The 16316-nt window shown below is 47.5% G+C and carries 16 protein-coding genes and 1 tRNA gene; 15 read left to right on the forward strand and 2 right to left on the reverse strand.

Annotated elements, in window-relative coordinates; genetic code table 11:
• The first annotated feature begins 226 nt into the window (after positions 1 to 226).
• From tig to ACI31H_RS03180, 4 genes are all read left to right on the forward strand, one after another.
• Entirely contained in the window at positions 227 to 1549 is a 1323-nt protein-coding gene (tig, locus tag ACI31H_RS03165) for a trigger factor (protein ID WP_439770549.1), read from the forward strand.
• A 215-nt stretch (positions 1550 to 1764) separates the two neighbouring features.
• On the forward strand, positions 1765 to 3015 hold the full coding sequence (gene clpX / locus ACI31H_RS03170) for an ATP-dependent Clp protease ATP-binding subunit ClpX (protein ID WP_439770550.1): 1251 nt from the start codon (positions 1765 to 1767) through the stop codon (positions 3013 to 3015).
• Between the two features lie 18 nt (positions 3016 to 3033).
• Complete coding sequence (yihA, locus tag ACI31H_RS03175; RefSeq protein ID WP_439770586.1) at positions 3034 to 3624, forward strand: ribosome biogenesis GTP-binding protein YihA/YsxC; 591 nt, start codon at positions 3034 to 3036, stop codon at positions 3622 to 3624.
• Positions 3625 to 3626: 2 nt separating this feature from the next.
• Positions 3627 to 3926, forward strand: coding sequence for a nucleoside triphosphate pyrophosphohydrolase family protein (locus ACI31H_RS03180; RefSeq protein WP_439770551.1), 300 nt, complete (start codon positions 3627 to 3629; stop codon positions 3924 to 3926).
• A 74-nt stretch (positions 3927 to 4000) separates the two neighbouring features.
• Here ACI31H_RS03180 and ACI31H_RS03185 read toward each other — a convergent pair whose 3' ends face one another.
• Positions 4001 to 4144 (reverse strand): SPJ_0845 family protein, encoded by a 144-nt coding sequence (locus ACI31H_RS03185; RefSeq protein WP_439770552.1) that lies wholly within the window; start codon positions 4142 to 4144, stop codon positions 4001 to 4003.
• A gap of 148 nt (positions 4145 to 4292) precedes the next feature.
• Here ACI31H_RS03185 and uvrC point away from each other — a divergent pair, with 148 nt between their 5' ends.
• From uvrC to ACI31H_RS03235, 10 genes are all read left to right on the forward strand, one after another.
• Positions 4293 to 6104, forward strand: a complete 1812-nt coding sequence (gene uvrC, locus ACI31H_RS03190) for an excinuclease ABC subunit UvrC (RefSeq protein ID WP_439770553.1) — start codon at positions 4293 to 4295, stop codon at positions 6102 to 6104.
• A 62-nt stretch (positions 6105 to 6166) separates the two neighbouring features.
• Positions 6167 to 7492, forward strand: coding sequence for a GTPase ObgE (gene obgE, locus ACI31H_RS03195; RefSeq protein ID WP_439770587.1), 1326 nt, complete (start codon positions 6167 to 6169; stop codon positions 7490 to 7492).
• 29 nt (positions 7493 to 7521) lie between these two features.
• Positions 7522 to 8451, forward strand: coding sequence for a ribonuclease Z (gene rnz, locus ACI31H_RS03200; RefSeq protein ID WP_439770554.1), 930 nt, complete (start codon positions 7522 to 7524; stop codon positions 8449 to 8451).
• A gap of 12 nt (positions 8452 to 8463) precedes the next feature.
• A complete protein-coding gene (locus tag ACI31H_RS03205) occupies positions 8464 to 9297 on the forward strand; it encodes an SDR family NAD(P)-dependent oxidoreductase (RefSeq protein ID WP_439770555.1) in 834 nt (277 codons plus the stop codon).
• 104 nt (positions 9298 to 9401) lie between these two features.
• The gene (recJ, locus tag ACI31H_RS03210) at positions 9402 to 11720 is read left to right on the forward strand and encodes a single-stranded-DNA-specific exonuclease RecJ (protein WP_439770556.1); all 2319 of its coding nucleotides are present in this window, start codon (positions 9402 to 9404) and stop codon (positions 11718 to 11720) included.
• 17 nt (positions 11721 to 11737) lie between these two features.
• Positions 11738 to 12256, forward strand: coding sequence for an adenine phosphoribosyltransferase (locus ACI31H_RS03215; protein WP_439770588.1), 519 nt, complete (start codon positions 11738 to 11740; stop codon positions 12254 to 12256).
• A gap of 69 nt (positions 12257 to 12325) precedes the next feature.
• Entirely contained in the window at positions 12326 to 12922 is a 597-nt protein-coding gene (locus tag ACI31H_RS03220; protein WP_439770557.1) for a DUF308 domain-containing protein, read from the forward strand.
• 109 nt (positions 12923 to 13031) lie between these two features.
• A tRNA-Ser gene (locus ACI31H_RS03225) sits at positions 13032 to 13120 on the forward strand.
• 175 nt (positions 13121 to 13295) lie between these two features.
• On the forward strand, positions 13296 to 14009 hold the full coding sequence (locus ACI31H_RS03230; protein ID WP_439770558.1) for a ribonuclease H family protein: 714 nt from the start codon (positions 13296 to 13298) through the stop codon (positions 14007 to 14009).
• A gap of 4 nt (positions 14010 to 14013) precedes the next feature.
• Positions 14014 to 15171, forward strand: coding sequence for a hydroxymethylglutaryl-CoA synthase (locus tag ACI31H_RS03235; protein ID WP_439770559.1), 1158 nt, complete (start codon positions 14014 to 14016; stop codon positions 15169 to 15171).
• Between the two features lie 58 nt (positions 15172 to 15229).
• Here the strand turns inward: ACI31H_RS03235 and lexA are convergent, their stop codons facing one another.
• Entirely contained in the window at positions 15230 to 15856 is a 627-nt protein-coding gene (gene lexA, locus ACI31H_RS03240) for a transcriptional repressor LexA (RefSeq protein WP_439770560.1), read from the reverse strand.
• 138 nt (positions 15857 to 15994) lie between these two features.
• Between lexA and ACI31H_RS03245 the strand changes: the two genes are divergently transcribed.
• Positions 15995 to 16246 (forward strand): DUF896 domain-containing protein, encoded by a 252-nt coding sequence (locus tag ACI31H_RS03245; protein WP_439770561.1) that lies wholly within the window; start codon positions 15995 to 15997, stop codon positions 16244 to 16246.
• Positions 16247 to 16316: the final 70 nt, after the last annotated feature.

Here is a 16316-nt window from a genome sequence, read left to right on the forward strand (position 1 = left end):
ACACTGTTGGTGCCGGTGTGGTATCAGAAGTGTTAGACTAATTTTCAATTAGGCTAAATAAGTTAAAGGAATTCGGTTTTACCGGATTCCTTTTTCTTTTAAATAATTACCGGCGGAAACCCGTCAATTAGTTGCAATTGCCCGTGCCGTACGGTAAACTAATAAGGTATGTAAAGACCTACTTATTATAGTAATGGTCAAATTGATTGTTATTGGAGGAAATAAAATGTCAGCAAAATGGGAACGCGATAGCGATGCCAGCAAAGGGACATTAACGTTTGATATTGATGTCGACACGATTAAGAAGGGAATCGACGAAGCCTTCGTTGAAACTCGGAAGAAGATCACGGTACCAGGTTTCCGGAAGGGCCGTGTTCCTCGTCAAATCTTTAACCAAATGTACGGTGAAGAATCATTATACCAAGATGCCTTAAACAAGGTTCTTCCAGATGCTTACAGTGCAGCGGTTAAGGAAACCGGCATCAAGCCAGTTGACCAACCACAAATTGACATTAAGAGTATGGAAAAGGACCAACCATGGACTCTGACGGCCGAAGTTGCTGTTGAACCAGAGGTTAAGTTAGGCGACTACAAGGGCATGGAAGTTCCAGAACAAGACACTACTGTTTCCGATGCTGATGTTGATTCAGAAATCGAAAAGAAGCGTCAACAACAAGCTGAATTGGTTCTTAAGGAAGACAAGCCAGCTGCTAAGGGTGACACGGTTGTTATCGACTACGAAGGTAGTATCGATGGCAAGAAGTTTGACGGTGGTTCTGCCGACAACTACTCCCTTGAATTAGGCTCTGGCTCATTTATTCCTGGTTTTGAAGACCAATTAGTTGGTGCCAACTCCGGTGATGACGTTGACGTTAAGGTTACCTTCCCAGAAGATTACCACGCCAAGGAACTTGCTGGTAAGGAAGCACTGTTCAAGGTTAAGGTTCACGAAATCAAGGAAAAGCAACTGCCTGAACTTGACGATGATTTTGCCAAGGACGTAGACGAAGATGTTGATACCCTTGACGAATTGAAGGACAAGACGCGGAAACAATTACAAGAACAAAAGGACGACCAAGCTAAGGGCGCAATTGAAGATGCTGCCATTGAAAAGGCCGTTGCTAATGCTGAAATTGAAGACATTCCACAAGCAATGTTGGATGAAGACACCAACCGTCAAATGCAACAATACCTGGCCGGAATGCAACAACAAGGCATCAGCCCACAAATGTACTTCCAAATTACTGGAACCAAGGAAGATGACCTGAAGAAGCAATTTGCTAATGATGCTGAACAACGGGTTAAGACTAACTTAGTTCTGGAAGCAATCGTTGACGATGCTAAGCTGGAAGCCAGTGACGACGAAATCAAGGATGAAATCAAGGACTTAGCAAAGCAATACGGCATGGAAGAAGATGCTGTTGAAAAGGCCTTATCTAAGGATATGCTGAGCCATGATATCAAGATCAAGAAGGCCGTTGACCTGGTTGCTGATTCCGCAAAGCAAGTTAAGTCAGCTAAGAAGGATGACGAAAAGTCCGATAAGTAATTAGCATCCTTATCACCATGGAGAGTATAAGCACGGTCAGACTGAACTGATCTGAATACTTTCTGCAAGTACAAAGAGGCCCCAAACGTTCGGGATTATCCGAATGCTTGGGGCCATTTGTATACCACACTGCCAGCGGTTCGAAAGGCACAATGTTCGAATTTAATGGTAAAGTTTGGTATGATTATTTCATAAGTTTTAGAGGAGGTTTATAAATGTTTGAAGATACCAGTGAAATGGATTCTGTCCATTGTTCCTTTTGTGGGAAATCACAGGACGAAGTTAAAAAAATTGTGGCTGGACCAGGCGTTTATATCTGTAATGAATGCGTTGATTTGTGTAAGCAAATCATCGACCAAGAGCTGTCAGAAGATAGCGCAAAAATGACCTTCCGGGTACCAACGCCGGAAGAAATTGTTAAGGATCTAGATGATTATGTGATCGGCCAAGACGCCGCTAAGAAGACATTGGCGGTAGCGGTTTACAACCATTACAAGCGGGTTAATGCGATGACGACCGGTGATAACAATGATACCGAGTTGCAAAAGAGTAATATTGCGGTGATCGGTCCTACGGGTTCCGGGAAGACCTACCTGGCACAGTCACTGGCACGTATCTTAAATGTTCCGTTTGCAATTGCGGACGCTACGACCCTGACTGAAGCCGGTTACGTTGGTGAAGACGTTGAAAACATCATTCTTAAGCTTCTCCAGGCGGCTGACTTCGATGTTGAACGAGCTGAAAAAGGCATTATCTACATCGATGAAATTGATAAGATTGCCAAGAAGAGTGAGAATGTTTCAATTACCCGGGATGTTTCCGGTGAAGGTGTCCAACAGGCCCTGTTAAAGATCCTGGAAGGAACGATTGCAAACGTACCGCCACAGGGTGGCCGTAAGCACCCCCAACAAGAGTTTATCCAAGTTGACACTAGCAATATTCTCTTTATTGTTGGTGGGGCCTTCGATGGAATTGAAAACATTGTTAAGGAACGGGTCGGCGAAAAAACGATCGGTTTTGGAACGAGTTCTGCAGAGCGGGATGACATTACCGAAAAGAATATTCTGCAACACGTTATTCCAGAAGACTTACTTAAATTTGGCCTTATTCCGGAATTTATCGGCCGACTGCCTGTAATGACGGCCCTGGAAAAACTAGATGAGCATGACCTCGTGCGAATCTTAACGGAACCGAAGAATGCGCTGGTAAAGCAGTATCAAGAATTAATCCGGTTAGACGGCAGTGAGTTAAGTTTCACAAGCGGTGCCCTGACGGCCATGGCCAAGCTGGCAATTGCCCGCAATACGGGTGCGCGGGGTCTGCGTTCGATTATTGAAGAAGTCATGCAAAACGTCATGTTTGAATTGCCAAGTCGGAGTGATGTGGCTAAAGTTGTTATCGGGAAGCGTTGTGTCACCGACCATGCGGAACCGAAGTATGTGATGAAGGATGAACAAGCATCCTAATGATATGGGAGGTTAATGATGGAAGTTCACAATGTTGATTTAACGATTAGTGCAGTCCGGCCAGATCAGTATCCACGGACCAATTATCCAGAAGTGGCACTGGTTGGGCGTTCCAATGTCGGTAAATCCTCGCTGACGAATGTTTTAATTAACCGCCGTAACTTTGCACACACGTCAAGTCAACCGGGGAAAACCCAAACACTGAACTTTTATAATGTTGAAGATCAGCTATACTTTGTCGACGTGCCAGGCTATGGTTATGCGAAGGTCTCGAAGAAGGAGCGGGAACGTTTTGGTCAAATGATTGAACAGTACTTGACCGAACGGAACCAACTCTGTGGAACGATCTTATTGGTGGATGGCCGCCATGCGCCGACTGATGATGATATTAGTATGTATCAGTGGTTGGCTTACTACCGGATTCCAACTTTAGTAGTAGCTACCAAAATGGATAAGGTTAAAGGAAATGCTTGGAACCGTCAGGAGAGCTTAGTTAAAAAGACACTGGGGATGGACCGGGAAACACCGCTGGTTTTGTTTTCAGCAGTTAACAAGAAGGGCCAGGAAGCGGTCTGGCAGTGGATTGAAAAACAGATGGAGATGAACTAACAGTGGACTTTAATGAGTACCAAAGTGCTGCTAAACGAACGCTCTATGGTAATGAACAAGTATTAACCAATTGTGCCCTTGGGCTTGCTGGTGAGGCTGGCCAAGTGGTCGATTTGGTCAAAAACTACACTTTTAAGGGGCAGAAGCTAAGCCGGCAAGAATTAATTCATGAGATGGGGGATGTACTCTGGTACCTTTCCCAGGTGGCCGAGTGGGCTGATATTCCCTTTGATGAGGTTGCCAAGGCCAATATTGAAGAATTAAACCGGCGCTACCCAACCGGCTTTAAAAAACAGGGTTAATTGATACTGGTAAGTTAAGAAAAGGTCCCCAGTGTTCGCATTTGGTTGAACACTGGGGACCTTTTTGATTAACGTTACTTCTTTTGGTCCGTTTTAGCAGCTTTCTGGTCCGCTTTTTTATCCTTTGGCTGGTCCTTAGGATGCTTTTTCTTTGGATCAATAGCAAATTGGTCGAAAAGCCGGTCTAATTGCTCACTCCGGCGAGTTACTAAGCCCATTATTATCGCACTCCTTCTTATTTCAAATCATCTTAGCACAGGGACTGGTCTTCCTGCAAGATTTTAGGATGAAAGTAGTCACATTCTTTGCCCTGACTGCGCATTATCCTTTATAATATTATATTAGCAATTGAGCGGGAGGGTTAAAATGGCCAGTGAATATCTAGAACATAAGCTCGCATTACTACCGGATAAGCCGGGTTGTTACTTAATGAAGAACATCAATGGGCAGATTATTTACGTTGGTAAGGCCAAAAATCTTAAGAACCGGGTACGCTCTTATTTTAAGAGTAGCCACACCGGGAAGGTCGCCAAGATGGTTTCTGAAGTGGCCGACTTTGAAACCATTATTACTTCAACTAACAAGGAGTCCTTCCTTCTTGAAATTACGCTAATTCAAAAGCACCAACCCTACTTTAATATTAAATTGAAGCGGGGGACGGGGTATCCGTACATCAAGATAACGAACGAACGGGACCCCCAAACAGAAATTGTTAGTACGGTAAAAAAAGACGGGGCCTACTATTTTGGCCCGTACCCCAATGTCTATGCGGCCGAGGAAACCCTGCATTTTATCCAAAAGGTCTATCCCTTGCGCCGCTGTAATGGGTATCAGGGACGACCGTGTCTGTATTACCATATGGGGCAGTGTCTGGGGGCGTGCTTCAAGACGGTCCCACCAGAAGAATACGAGCGGCAGGTAAAACGGATTAAGTCCTTTTTGAATGGCAATACGGCGGCAGTTAAGCGCCACCTGACAGCGAAAATGGAGCAGGCCGCGGCCAGCCTGGAGTATGAACGGGCAGCTGAAATTCGGGACCAGCTCCACTATATTGAAGTGACGGTTGAAAAACAAAAGATCATCTCAAATGACCGGACCCCCCGGGACCTCTTTAACTTTTACATGGATAAGGGCTGGCTGTCGATCCAGGTTTTCTTTATTCGCCAGGCCCGGTTAATGAAGCGGGAAAAGCGACTATTCCCGGTTGTTGATACCGCCACTGAAGAAATGACGAGTTTTATCCTTCAGTTCTATAACCGGCGCAATAATATTCTTCCCCGGGAGATTTTGCTGCCGGCGGGACTGCCTAACAAGGAGATTAGTGAAATCCTCGGTATTCCGGTCCGCACTCCGGAACGGGGGGAGAAAAAGGACCTAATGGCGATGGCAGCAGAGAATGCGCAATTGACGTTGGATGAAAAGTTCCGCCTCCTCGAAATGGATAAGGGTAAGACTACCGGCGCGATGAAAGAAATTACGGACGCGTTAGGCTTACCAGTTGGCCATAAGATCGAAGCCTTTGACCACTCCCATATTCAGGGAGCTGATCCAGTGAGCGCAATGGTTGTCTTTATCGATGGTGAACCGGCCAAGAAACTATACCGGAAGTATAAACTCAAGACGGTGATTAACCATGCTGACGAAGCGGCTAGTACCCGGGAAGTAATCCGTCGCCGGTATAGTCGCCTGTTGCGGGAGAATAAGCCGATGCCGGACATGATTTTCATGGACGGGGGCGAGATTCAAATGAATGCGGTCAAAGACGTCTTAGAAAACGAACTGGGGCTTGATATTCCAGTCGTGGGGATGGTTAAAAATGACAAGCACAAGACGGCGGACCTCCTCTTTGGTGATGATGACCAACACGTTAATCTAAATCCCCGGAGCCAAGGATTTTACCTGGTCCAGCGGATTCAAGATGAGGTTCACCGCTTTGCAATTACCTTCCACCGTAACGTCCATACCAAACACTCACTGAGCTCGCGGCTGGACGAAATTAAGGGGGTTGGCCCGCGGACTAGGACCAAGCTGCTTAAGAAGTATGGCTCGGTAACTAAAATCGCCCAGGCCTCGGTCGATGAAATTCATTCGCTGGGAATTAACCGGCCGACGGCGCAGCTAATCAAAGTTTCGCTCCAAAAAAATGCGGCGGTTGCGAAGGGGAGTAGCCACGATTGATTTTGACGGCCCCCCGCTTTTCAAATATACTAGTAATAAGAACTTAGAACGGAGAAATCATGATGAATACCTTTGTTGATCAAATTAAAATTGAAGCCCATGCCGGTAAGGGGGGCGACGGGATGGTTGCCTTCCGGCGGGAAAAATACGTTCCCAACGGTGGCCCGGCTGGTGGTGATGGTGGCCGTGGTGGCTCCATCATCCTAAAAGTCGATGAAGGCTTACGGACCTTGATGGACTTTCGTTACCACCGGATTTTTAAAGCTAAGAATGGTGGTAACGGGATGAATAAGCAGATGACTGGGGCCAGTGCCGAAGATACTGTGATTGCGGTTCCCCAGGGGACCACGGTCCGCGACCTTGATACCGGTCAGATTATTGGTGACCTGGTAGAAAAAGGCCAGGAACTCGTTATCGCTAAGGGGGGCCGCGGTGGTCGTGGCAATATCCACTTTGCTAGTGCCAAAAACCCGGCTCCTGAAATTGCTGAAAATGGGGAACCAGGCGAAGACCGTTACCTTGAATTAGAGTTGAAGATGCTGGCCGACGTTGGCCTGATTGGTTTTCCTTCGGTTGGGAAATCAACCCTGTTGTCAGTGGTTACCGGTGCAAAACCAAAGATCGCGGCCTATGAATTTACGACCCTTGTTCCTAATTTGGGGATGGTAATGTTGCCAGATGGCCGTGACTTTGCGATGGCCGATATGCCGGGGCTAATTGAAGGGGCCTCGAAAGGAATTGGCCTAGGACTAAAGTTTCTCCGGCATATTGAACGGACCCGGGTCTTGCTGCACCTAGTTGATATGTCAAGCGAAGATAGCGAGCAGGCCATTAACCGTTATCGGCAAATCAACCATGAATTGGCGAACTATGATCCGGAGCTGCTAAAGCGGCCACAGGTTGTAGTAGCCACTAAAATGGATATGCCTAACGCTGAACAGAATCTGGCCCGGTTTAAGCAACAGTTGGCAACCGACCAGACGTTAGCTAAGCAGCCGACGATTTTCCCAATTTCGGCGGTAACCCACCAAGGGGTTCAACAGTTAATGCAGTTAACGGCGGACCTCTTAGACCAGACGCCGGCATTTGACAGTGCGAGCCATGATGAGCAGCTGACACCCGAATACGAGGAAGCCGGCAAGCAGTTCCAAAAGAACCCGTCCGGCCCGGCCTTTACCATCAGCAAGGATGAAGATGGTACCTGGGTTCTGGGTGGTGAACAACTACTCCGTCTGTTTGATATGACAGACCTGACGCATGAACAAAGTCAGCTTCGTTTTGCCCGGCAAATGCGGCAAATGGGGGTTGATGATGCCCTTCGTGAAAAGGGAATTCAAAATGGTGATATGGTGCGGATTCGGAAGTTCGTCTTCGAATTTATCCAGTAGTCACGGTAAAAAGGTAGGGAATTAAAATAATGCAACTTGAATTTTTAGGAACTGGCGCCGGTTCACCGAGTAAACAACGGAATGTCTCTAGCGTGGCCCTCCGGCTGTTGGAAGAGCGCAATGCCATTTGGCTTTTTGATGTGGGTGAAGCTACCCAGCACCAAATTTTAAACACCACGATTCGGCCGCGGAAGATTGAAAAAATCTTTATTACCCACTTACATGGTGATCATATTTTTGGCTTACCGGGATTGCTAAGTTCACGGTCCTTCCAAGGGGGAGCAGCACCACTAACAATTTATGGTCCGGTTGGGATTAAGCGCTTTGTGATGACGGCCTTGCAAGTTAGTGAATCCCGGCTTAGCTATCCCTTACACTTTGTCGAGATTGATCATGAAGGGGTAGTCTTTCATGATCAGGGCTTTACGGTAACCGCTAAGAAGCTAGACCACAAGATCGCTTGCTATGGCTACCGGGTCGTCGAAGCGGACCACCCGGGTGAGCTGCAAGTTGATAAGTTGCGTGAGCTAAAAATTCCGTCAGGCCCAATTTATGGTCAGTTAAAGGCCGGCAAAACCGTTGTATTGGATGATGGGCGAACGATTAACGGTCAAGACTTTATCGGCCAACCACAGCCCGGGCGGATTGTCGCGATCTGTGGCGATACGCGTAAAACCGAAAACGCGGTGGAATTAGCGCGCAATGCTGATGTCTTGGTTCATGAGAGTACCTTTGCTAAGGATGAAGCCAAGTTAGCCCGTAGCTATTACCACACCACCAGCCTGCAAGCAGCAGAAATTGCGAAACGTGCTGGGGCTAAACGCCTGTTACTTAACCATATTTCAGCCCGGTATGCTGGTAAGTCAGCCTACCAGCTGGCCTACCAGGTTCGGGATGTTTTCCCTAATACACGGGTAGTGAATGACTTTGACGTAGTCGATATTCCTTTTAATAAGTAAGGAGTGAGGAAAATGCTGAGACGGGTAAAAGTATTACGGTTTTTGCGAAATGAAGTGGTGCTGATTACCGGTGGTTCCGGTGGAATCGGTAAGAAGTTAGCTCTCGAGGCGGCACGACGGGGAGCCATCGTCGTCGTTACCTCCCGTAACCAGGAAAAACTTGACCGGGTTGCCAAACAGTGTTTACTTCTGTCCGGTCGACCGGCCTTTGCCTTTAAAATGGATGCCACTTCGCCAGATCAGATCGATGCAGTCCTTGATAAAATTCAACACCAGGTCGGGGGGATCGACGTTCTGGTTAATTCGGCCGGCCTCGGTGATTTTAGCCCGGCAGCTGATCAATCCTACAAGACCATGGCGACGATGACCGACGTTAACTTGCTGGCCCTGATGTACATTAGCCGGTGTGTCGCCCGGCGGATGATGGCCCAGGGGTATGGCGCCATTATTAATATGGGCTCTGCCTGTGGTAAGATCCCGACGCCTAATAGTGCCGCCTATTCGGCAACTAAGGCGGGAGTAATTCAATTCGACAATGTCCTCCGGATGGAAGTTGCCGATTATGGGGTTCAGGTTTTGACGGTTAACCCGGGTCCAGTTAATACGCCCTTCTTTGAGAAGGCAGATGCGGCAGGGAACTACCGGTCACACCTCCCGAAATGGTTATTCATTGAACCCGACGAATTAGCCCGGCGAATCTGGAATAACGTCGGTTATAAGACACGTGAAATTAATGTTCCGGGTTATGTTGCCTACCTTGGTTGGGCCTATCAAGTAATTCCTGGCTTAGGCGATTGGGCAATCAAGAAGTTCTTTGACTTCCAACAAAATAAAAAGGAATTATAGACTCGACGATTGAATATTAATTATGAATAGAATAATGAAAGTGTAGAACGGGCAGTGGCGTAACGTCACGCCCTTCTTGTTTTTAGTGAAATGTGGGGAAGAAAATGATCAAAGCACATTATGCTTGGCAAATGGATTCGACGACGGTTGACCAACAACTGGTAAAAACATTTCAAGAAAAGCTAGGGGTTTCATCGGTAGTGGCCACCCTGCTTGTTCAGCGGGGGTTAACGACGCCAGACGCCGCCCAGGCTTTTTTACATCCTGACTTATCAACGGTTCATGATCCCCGTCAGCTCCATGATATGGACAAGGCGGTCGAACGGATTGAAGACGCGGTTGCTAATGGTGAAAAAATAACGGTCTATGGTGACTATGATGCTGATGGGATCACGAGTACGGCGGTAGTATACGAGGCCTTAAGTGAAATTGGTGCTGACGTTGACTACTACATCCCAGACCGTTTTAAAGACGGTTATGGTCCCAATCAGGCGGCCTACGAGCGGATTATCGCTAATGGAACCAAGCTAATTATTACCGTTGATAACGGGGTTAGTGGGAAGACGGTAATTGATCAGGCAATGGCTCAGGGGGTCGATGTAGTTATTACTGACCACCACGAGCTACCGGCCGATCTCCCCAATGCGGTTGCCATTGTCCACCCTCGTTATCCGGGAAGTGAGTACCCATTTCCGGACCTCTCTGGGGTTGCGGTCGCCTTTAAGCTTGTGTGGGCACTTCAGGAAGAATTTCCGGAAGAGATGCTCGACCTGGTTGCCATCGGCGAAATCGCGGATGTGGTCACCGTAACTGATGAAAACCGTGCCTTGATTTCGCAGGGGATTCAGTTGCTGCGGCAGGGGATGCGTCCTGGTTTGCGGGCCCTCCTTAAAATTGCCGGTACTAATATCGCCAAACTGACTGACCAAGATATTGGTTTTACCATTGCCCCGCGGTTAAACGCCCTCGGCCGGGTTGCTAATGCCAGTGTTGGCGTGGAATTACTGACCACCCTCGATGAGGAACGGGGGACGGAGCTGGCCCAGCAGGTGGAGGCAGCTAATCAGCAACGCCGGGACCTGGTCGACCAGATTATGGCCGCTGCTCAACAGCAGGCCACTGCACCGGCTAATCGTGATCAACCGGTTCTTGTTTTGCTAGGGCATGATTGGCACCAGGGTGTTTTGGGAATTGTTGCTAGCCGGATTATGGACCTCACGGGAAAGCCCACGATTGTTGCCGGAATAAATGACGGGGATACCTTGGCCAAGGCTTCTGGTCGCAGTGTCACTGGTTTTAACCTTTTTGAAGCACTAGATGCCCACCGTGATTTGATGTCTTCTTTCGGGGGGCACCCGGCGGCCTGTGGCTTATCCTTTGCAGTTGACCAGGTCGATGAGTTACGTCGAGTTTTGAAACAAGCGGCACAAGAGCAAGGCTTTTCAACGGACGAAAAGCAAGTAATCACCGTGGCGGACCAATTAAATGTGGGGGCCGTTAATGAGAAGCTCTACCAAGAGGTACAACAATTGGCACCTTTTGGCCCGGGGAATGAGCAGCCGATCTTCCTGTTTAAAGATGTTCAACCCAGCAACGTTAAGACGATGGGGAAAGATAATACCCACCTTAAGTTCAATTTAGGTGGGCAATTAACGGTGGTTGCCTTTAACCAGGGGCAGTTGGCACCGCTGCTGAATGGTCAGGGCGGTGAAGTCGACTTACTGGCTAAGTTAAGTATCAATGAATGGCAGGGACGGCGGACGGTCCAGTTAATGTTAGTTGATATTCAGGTAACGGGCACCGTTATTCTTGACCAGCGAACTAATCGCCTTCGTCCCCAGCACTTTACGATGGGGGGCTACTACCTGGTTTACAATGACCGCTTACGGGAAAATATTGCGCCCCACGTTGCTAAGGGACACGCACTTTCACCGGCAGCGGCTGCTGAGATCGACTGGGCGGACCAGCAGCTAACGGTGGTTGACTGTCCACCAGACCTTACTGAGTTTACCCGACTCTTTGCTGATGATAGTGGCGCACCGGCGGTAATCCGCTTACTCTTGTATGAGGCTAATAGTATTTACCTTGCCGGGCTACCGTCCCGGAATGATTTTGTTAGCCTGTACCGCTTCCTTGGACAACACCCTAATCTCCAGTGGCCCCAACAACGGACGGCGGTCAGTCGTTATTTAAGAATTAATGAAGTCCGATTAAATTTGATGATAAGTGTGTTTTCTGAGGTAGGATTTGTTACAATTACTAATGGTGTTTTAAATCTGGTAACTGGGGTCGCAAAGGCTGATTTAAAACAGACAGACCGCTATCAAGCGCAGCTCGCCCAGTACCAAGCTGAACAGACCTTATTGTTCAGTGACACCGGTACGGTGGCCAAATGGGTCATGCAGTGCCTGAAGAAGAATTAAAGGAGACAATTTCTGGTATGACTTTAGACCTTTATAAATTTGTTGCTAGTATCCCTGATTACCCTGAGAAGGGAATTATTTACCGGGATATCTTACCATTAATGGCAAACGGCGAAGCTTATAAACAGGCTACAGATGAGTTAGTTGCCTATGCGAAGGATAAAAATGTTGATATGGTCGTGGGCCCAGAAGCCCGGGGCTTTATTGTGGGGTGCCCAATTGCCCGGGAACTTGGTGTTGGTTTTGCACCGGCCCGCAAGAAGGGAAAGTTACCACGGGAAGCGGTTAGTGCAACCTACACGCTGGAATACGGGACGGCCACTCTCCAGATGGAAAAGGATTCGATCAAACCTGGTCAACGGGTACTAGTTGTCGATGACTTATTAGCCACTGGTGGTACGATTTCGGCTACCATTAAGATGGTGGAAGAAATGGGTGGTATTGTTGTTGGCTGTGCCTTCTTGATTGACCTGAAAGATTTACACGGCCGCGATAAGATTAAGGACTACGATGTTAAGACATTGATGGAGTTTTAAAAATGAGGGTGAGACCGGTCGTCACACCCTTCTTTTTATAGCTAATGAAGGACACAAAGGAGTTTAAATATGATTTTCTTAGTTATTTTTGGTGGCCTGATGCTTTTGCTGGGGGCCTTCTACCTCGTTAACTCCTGGCAACGGTACCGGGAATGGAAATCAGGAACGGTGATTGTTGTATTGAGTTTGATTGCGGTCGTCTATGGTGCAATTAACCTACCCTACTTTAAGCATAACCAGCAATCACAATCGGCTAGCTCCTCCTCACAGGTGGTACAGGCTAGTAGCTTTTCGAACCGCCTAAGTGGTATTAACGGAAACAGTGCTAATACCCAGAACCAGCAGGCAGCAGTGTTACGGCAGCTGCAAAAGGGTTATTCTAAGCTGGGAACGGTCGAATTTAAAGAAGATAGCAATACTTACGTTGTAAAACCAACGGATGACAACACGGTTAATGCGATTAAGGCCTTAGTCCAAGATCCTAGTCAGGCTTCACAAATTGGCTGGCCTAACTTAACGAATTCGATTAAGAGAAATTCAGCACAGGTTTCAAAAGCCCTCGGTGGTGATTACTCAATTAGTATTGTGAACCCTGATAATACTAAGCAGGCAGTTTATACGGCTAAAAACGGGCGGACAACCTACAATATTGCCGATCAAAAATAGGCATTAGTCTTGGCTACCTTGCAATATCAGATAAGGTGAGAAGGGGTGAGTGATATATTTTTGGTTTACTCTTGCTCAAATGTTTGGTATAGTTAAAAGGTAGTCATATGGAGAGTTGGCAGAGTGGTAATGCACCGGACTCGAAATCCGGCGAACCCGTGTTGAGCGGGCGCGCAGGTTCAAATCCTGTACTCTCCTTTTTATATCCTTTAGAATCCTTTATACATAAGGATTCTTTTTTTATTTGTACATCAGTGCTGGTATTTCTTAAATGCAGTATTAATTAATCTCTTGTCTATTGGGGATTACGCAACTTATTTAAAATGGACTAAGCAGTTGTATAAAATATTAAATATACGAAGGTGAGGATAACATGGCAAGCAAGTACTACGCGGTCAAGCGGGGCCGGCACCCAGGAATCTATTCCAGCTGGGCCGCCTGTCAACGAGAAGTGACGGGTTACTCCGGTGCTATTTATCGGTCGTTTACCAACCGTCAAGAAGCCCAAGCCTGGTTAGGGGCACCAGTTAAAAATCAGCGTCCTAGTAAAAGGCAGCAATTAGCGTTAGACCTAGGACAATTCGAAGCGGAGCCGGCAGCGATAGCGACCATCGCCCTGTATACCGATGGCGGTTCACGTAATCACGGTAATCGTCGCGGCCAACATGTTAAGGAAAATGATAAGGCGGCCTGGGCCTTTTTAATCGAGCGGCAGGGTCAACAGGTGACGGGAACCGCGGGTGAATTTGGGGCTACCAATAACCGAATGGAGTTGCTGGGCCTAATTAATGCTTTCAAGGCCCTGATTCAACGGGAATGGCAAAACGAGACGATTAATGCTACCCTTGATTCACACTACGTCTTAGACCCGATCATGAAGGGCTGGCTCTATGGTTGGCGGCGCCGTGGCTGGGTAACCTCAACCGGTAAAGCCGTTGCTAATAAGGAGTTATGGCAAACTTTACTAACCCTGCTACCCCAGTTTCCCCACCTTCATTTTCAGTGGACGAAGGGACACGCCGATAACCAGGGTAATAACATTGTGGATGAATTACTGAATACAACGATGGATCGAATGGGGGACTAGTACGATGAAAATTGGAATTGATCAGATGGCCTTTGCCACTACCGATAAGTATATTGACCTGCGAGAATTAGCACGTGTTCGCGGGGATGAACCGGATAAGTACACGATCGGGATTGGCCAGGACCAGCAGGCGGTTGTCCCACCAACGCAGGATATTGTAACCTTGGGAGCGGCGGCCGCTGACAAGTTGCTGACCCCTGATATTCGGGAACGGATCTCAACAGTGATTGTGGCTACTGAATCGGGGATCGATAACTCAAAGGCCAGTGCCATCTATGTTAAACACCTTTTGGGATTAAGTGATTTTGTCCGAACGGTCGAATTAAAGGAGGCCTGTTACTCGGCCACGGCGGGACTTCAATTTGCCCGCGGGTTAGTAGCCCTTAATCCCCAGGAACTGGTATTGGTAATTGCGGCCGACATTGCCCGCTACGGGTTAGCAACTCCCGGTGAGGTAACCCAAGGGGCTGGGGCAGTGGCGATGTTGGTTAGCCAAAATCCGCATATTTTGGCGTTGGAGCCAACAACGGTTAGCCTAACTAAGGACATTATGGACTTCTGGCGACCACTATACGCGACGGAGGCCCGGGTTGACGGCAAGTATTCCACTAACGTTTACATTGACTTTTTTAAACAAACCCTGGCGCGTTACCAACAGCTGACAGGCCGACGGTTAGCCGATTTTGCGGCGGTCTTATTCCACTTACCCTTTACTAAAATGGGCAAAAAGGCCTTGGAAGCGGTTCTGCAAGAACGGCAAGATGAGGTTGCACAGCGCTTGCGGGCGGCCCTAACGGCAAGCCAGGTATACAGCCGGCGGGTGGGTAACCTCTATACTGGTTCACTCTACTTGGGCCTAATGTCCTACCTCCAAAACGGGTCGGCCCAAGCGGGTGACCGATTAGCTCTATTTAGCTATGGATCGGGTGCGGAAGGCGAATTCTACACGGGAATTCTTCAGCCAGGTTTTGCCACCCATTTATCCGCTGTACCGACTGACCTAGCCCAACGTCACCAGGTAACGATTGCTGAATATGAGCAGGACTTCCAGCAACAGTTAGGGATGAATCCGGCCGACGTTAGCTTTGATGTAACTAAGGATCCAGCTAAATTTGTCCTGGCAGGGCAAAAAGACCACCAGCGGATTTACCAGTGCCGGTAAACCAAAAGGTCAATCAGAATTTTTAACTAAATTCTGATTGACCTTTTAAAATTAATTATTAAAAAATATTATCACGGAAAAGACCGACAACCTTGCCCAGGATCTTGACATTTTGGAGGAAAATAGGATCCATCGTGTCGTTTTCTGGTTGAAGGCGGAAACGAGTCTTCTCCTTGAAGAACCGCTTGCAGGTCGCTTCATTGTCATCATTCATGGCAATGACGATATCACCGTTTTTAGCGGTGGATTGCTTCCGCACGATTACCTGGTCACCATTTAAGATGCCGGCCTTAATCATGCTGGAACCCCGGATAGTCAGCATGAACAAATCATCATTATCCTGGATTGAAGGCGGGATAGGGAAAAAGTCGGTAGCGTCTTCGACAGCCAATATTGGTTGTCCAGCGGTTACTACGCCTAGCAAGGGGATCTTAGTCTGCCGGGGTTTAATCCCTAACAAATCGAGGCCTTTGGGGGTAATCTCCAGGGCCCGGGGCTTGGCAGGGTCCTTCTCTAAAAAGCCCCCCTCGATAAGACGGTTAATATGTCCATGAACAGTTGATGTCGACGAAAGGCCCACCGCGCTACAAATTTCACGTACAGTCGGTGGATAACCGTGATCAGCGACTTGCTTGTGGATGTAGTTTAAGACGGCCATCTGCTTGTTTCTAACAGGCTTTGCCATGCTAACACCTCATTAAATTTATTCTTATGTCAAGAATATCATAGCTAACAGGTGATTTCAAACACATGTTCGTAATTGACAAAAAAAGACATTAATCTACAATGTTACTATGGATGTCGAATTAGGAGGACATTGATCATGACGGAATCAAAAGAACAGGAAAAACTATTAAAACGCATTAATGAGCTCGCTCATAAAAATAAAAAAGAGGGGTTAACGGAAGCGGAAACCCGTGAACGGGAACGTTTACGCCGGGAATACATTAAGAACTTCCGGGAAACCATGCGGTCAAATATTGAAATGATGCGGATCTTCGATAAAAATGGTAAAGAAGTTACGCCAGAAAAGGTCCGGGAAGTTCAACGTAAGAAGGGTCTTCGCGACGATTAATTTAGCTTTTACCTTTTCAAGTGTGAAACATTCGTGTAAGATAAAAAAGTAATTTAGCAAAGGGGGAAGT

The sequence above is a fragment of the Limosilactobacillus sp. genome (genome assembly GCF_051873035.1).
Lineage (GTDB): Bacteria > Bacillota > Bacilli > Lactobacillales > Lactobacillaceae > Limosilactobacillus.

What these genes read in the sequence shown, in the direction of transcription:
- ACI31H_RS03220 (WP_439770557.1), top strand. Translation starts at nt 12,326, where the DNA reads ATGATTTTCTTAGTTATTTTTGGTGGCCTGATGCTTTTGCTGGGGGCC.
- rnz (WP_439770554.1), top strand. Translation starts at nt 7,522, where the DNA reads ATGCAACTTGAATTTTTAGGAACTGGCGCCGGTTCACCGAGTAAACAA.
- clpX (WP_439770550.1), top strand. Translation starts at nt 1,765, where the DNA reads ATGTTTGAAGATACCAGTGAAATGGATTCTGTCCATTGTTCCTTTTGT.
- obgE (WP_439770587.1), top strand. Translation starts at nt 6,167, where the DNA reads ATGAATACCTTTGTTGATCAAATTAAAATTGAAGCCCATGCCGGTAAG.
- ACI31H_RS03185 (WP_439770552.1), bottom strand. Translation starts at nt 4,144, where the DNA reads ATGGGCTTAGTAACTCGCCGGAGTGAGCAATTAGACCGGCTTTTCGAC.
- ACI31H_RS03215 (WP_439770588.1), top strand. Translation starts at nt 11,738, where the DNA reads ATGACTTTAGACCTTTATAAATTTGTTGCTAGTATCCCTGATTACCCT.
- yihA (WP_439770586.1), top strand. Translation starts at nt 3,034, where the DNA reads ATGGAAGTTCACAATGTTGATTTAACGATTAGTGCAGTCCGGCCAGAT.
- ACI31H_RS03205 (WP_439770555.1), top strand. Translation starts at nt 8,464, where the DNA reads ATGCTGAGACGGGTAAAAGTATTACGGTTTTTGCGAAATGAAGTGGTG.
- ACI31H_RS03235 (WP_439770559.1), top strand. Translation starts at nt 14,014, where the DNA reads ATGAAAATTGGAATTGATCAGATGGCCTTTGCCACTACCGATAAGTAT.
- lexA (WP_439770560.1), bottom strand. Translation starts at nt 15,856, where the DNA reads ATGGCAAAGCCTGTTAGAAACAAGCAGATGGCCGTCTTAAACTACATC.
- recJ (WP_439770556.1), top strand. Translation starts at nt 9,402, where the DNA reads ATGATCAAAGCACATTATGCTTGGCAAATGGATTCGACGACGGTTGAC.
- tig (WP_439770549.1), top strand. Translation starts at nt 227, where the DNA reads ATGTCAGCAAAATGGGAACGCGATAGCGATGCCAGCAAAGGGACATTA.
- ACI31H_RS03245 (WP_439770561.1), top strand. Translation starts at nt 15,995, where the DNA reads ATGACGGAATCAAAAGAACAGGAAAAACTATTAAAACGCATTAATGAG.
- uvrC (WP_439770553.1), top strand. Translation starts at nt 4,293, where the DNA reads ATGGCCAGTGAATATCTAGAACATAAGCTCGCATTACTACCGGATAAG.
- ACI31H_RS03230 (WP_439770558.1), top strand. Translation starts at nt 13,296, where the DNA reads ATGGCAAGCAAGTACTACGCGGTCAAGCGGGGCCGGCACCCAGGAATC.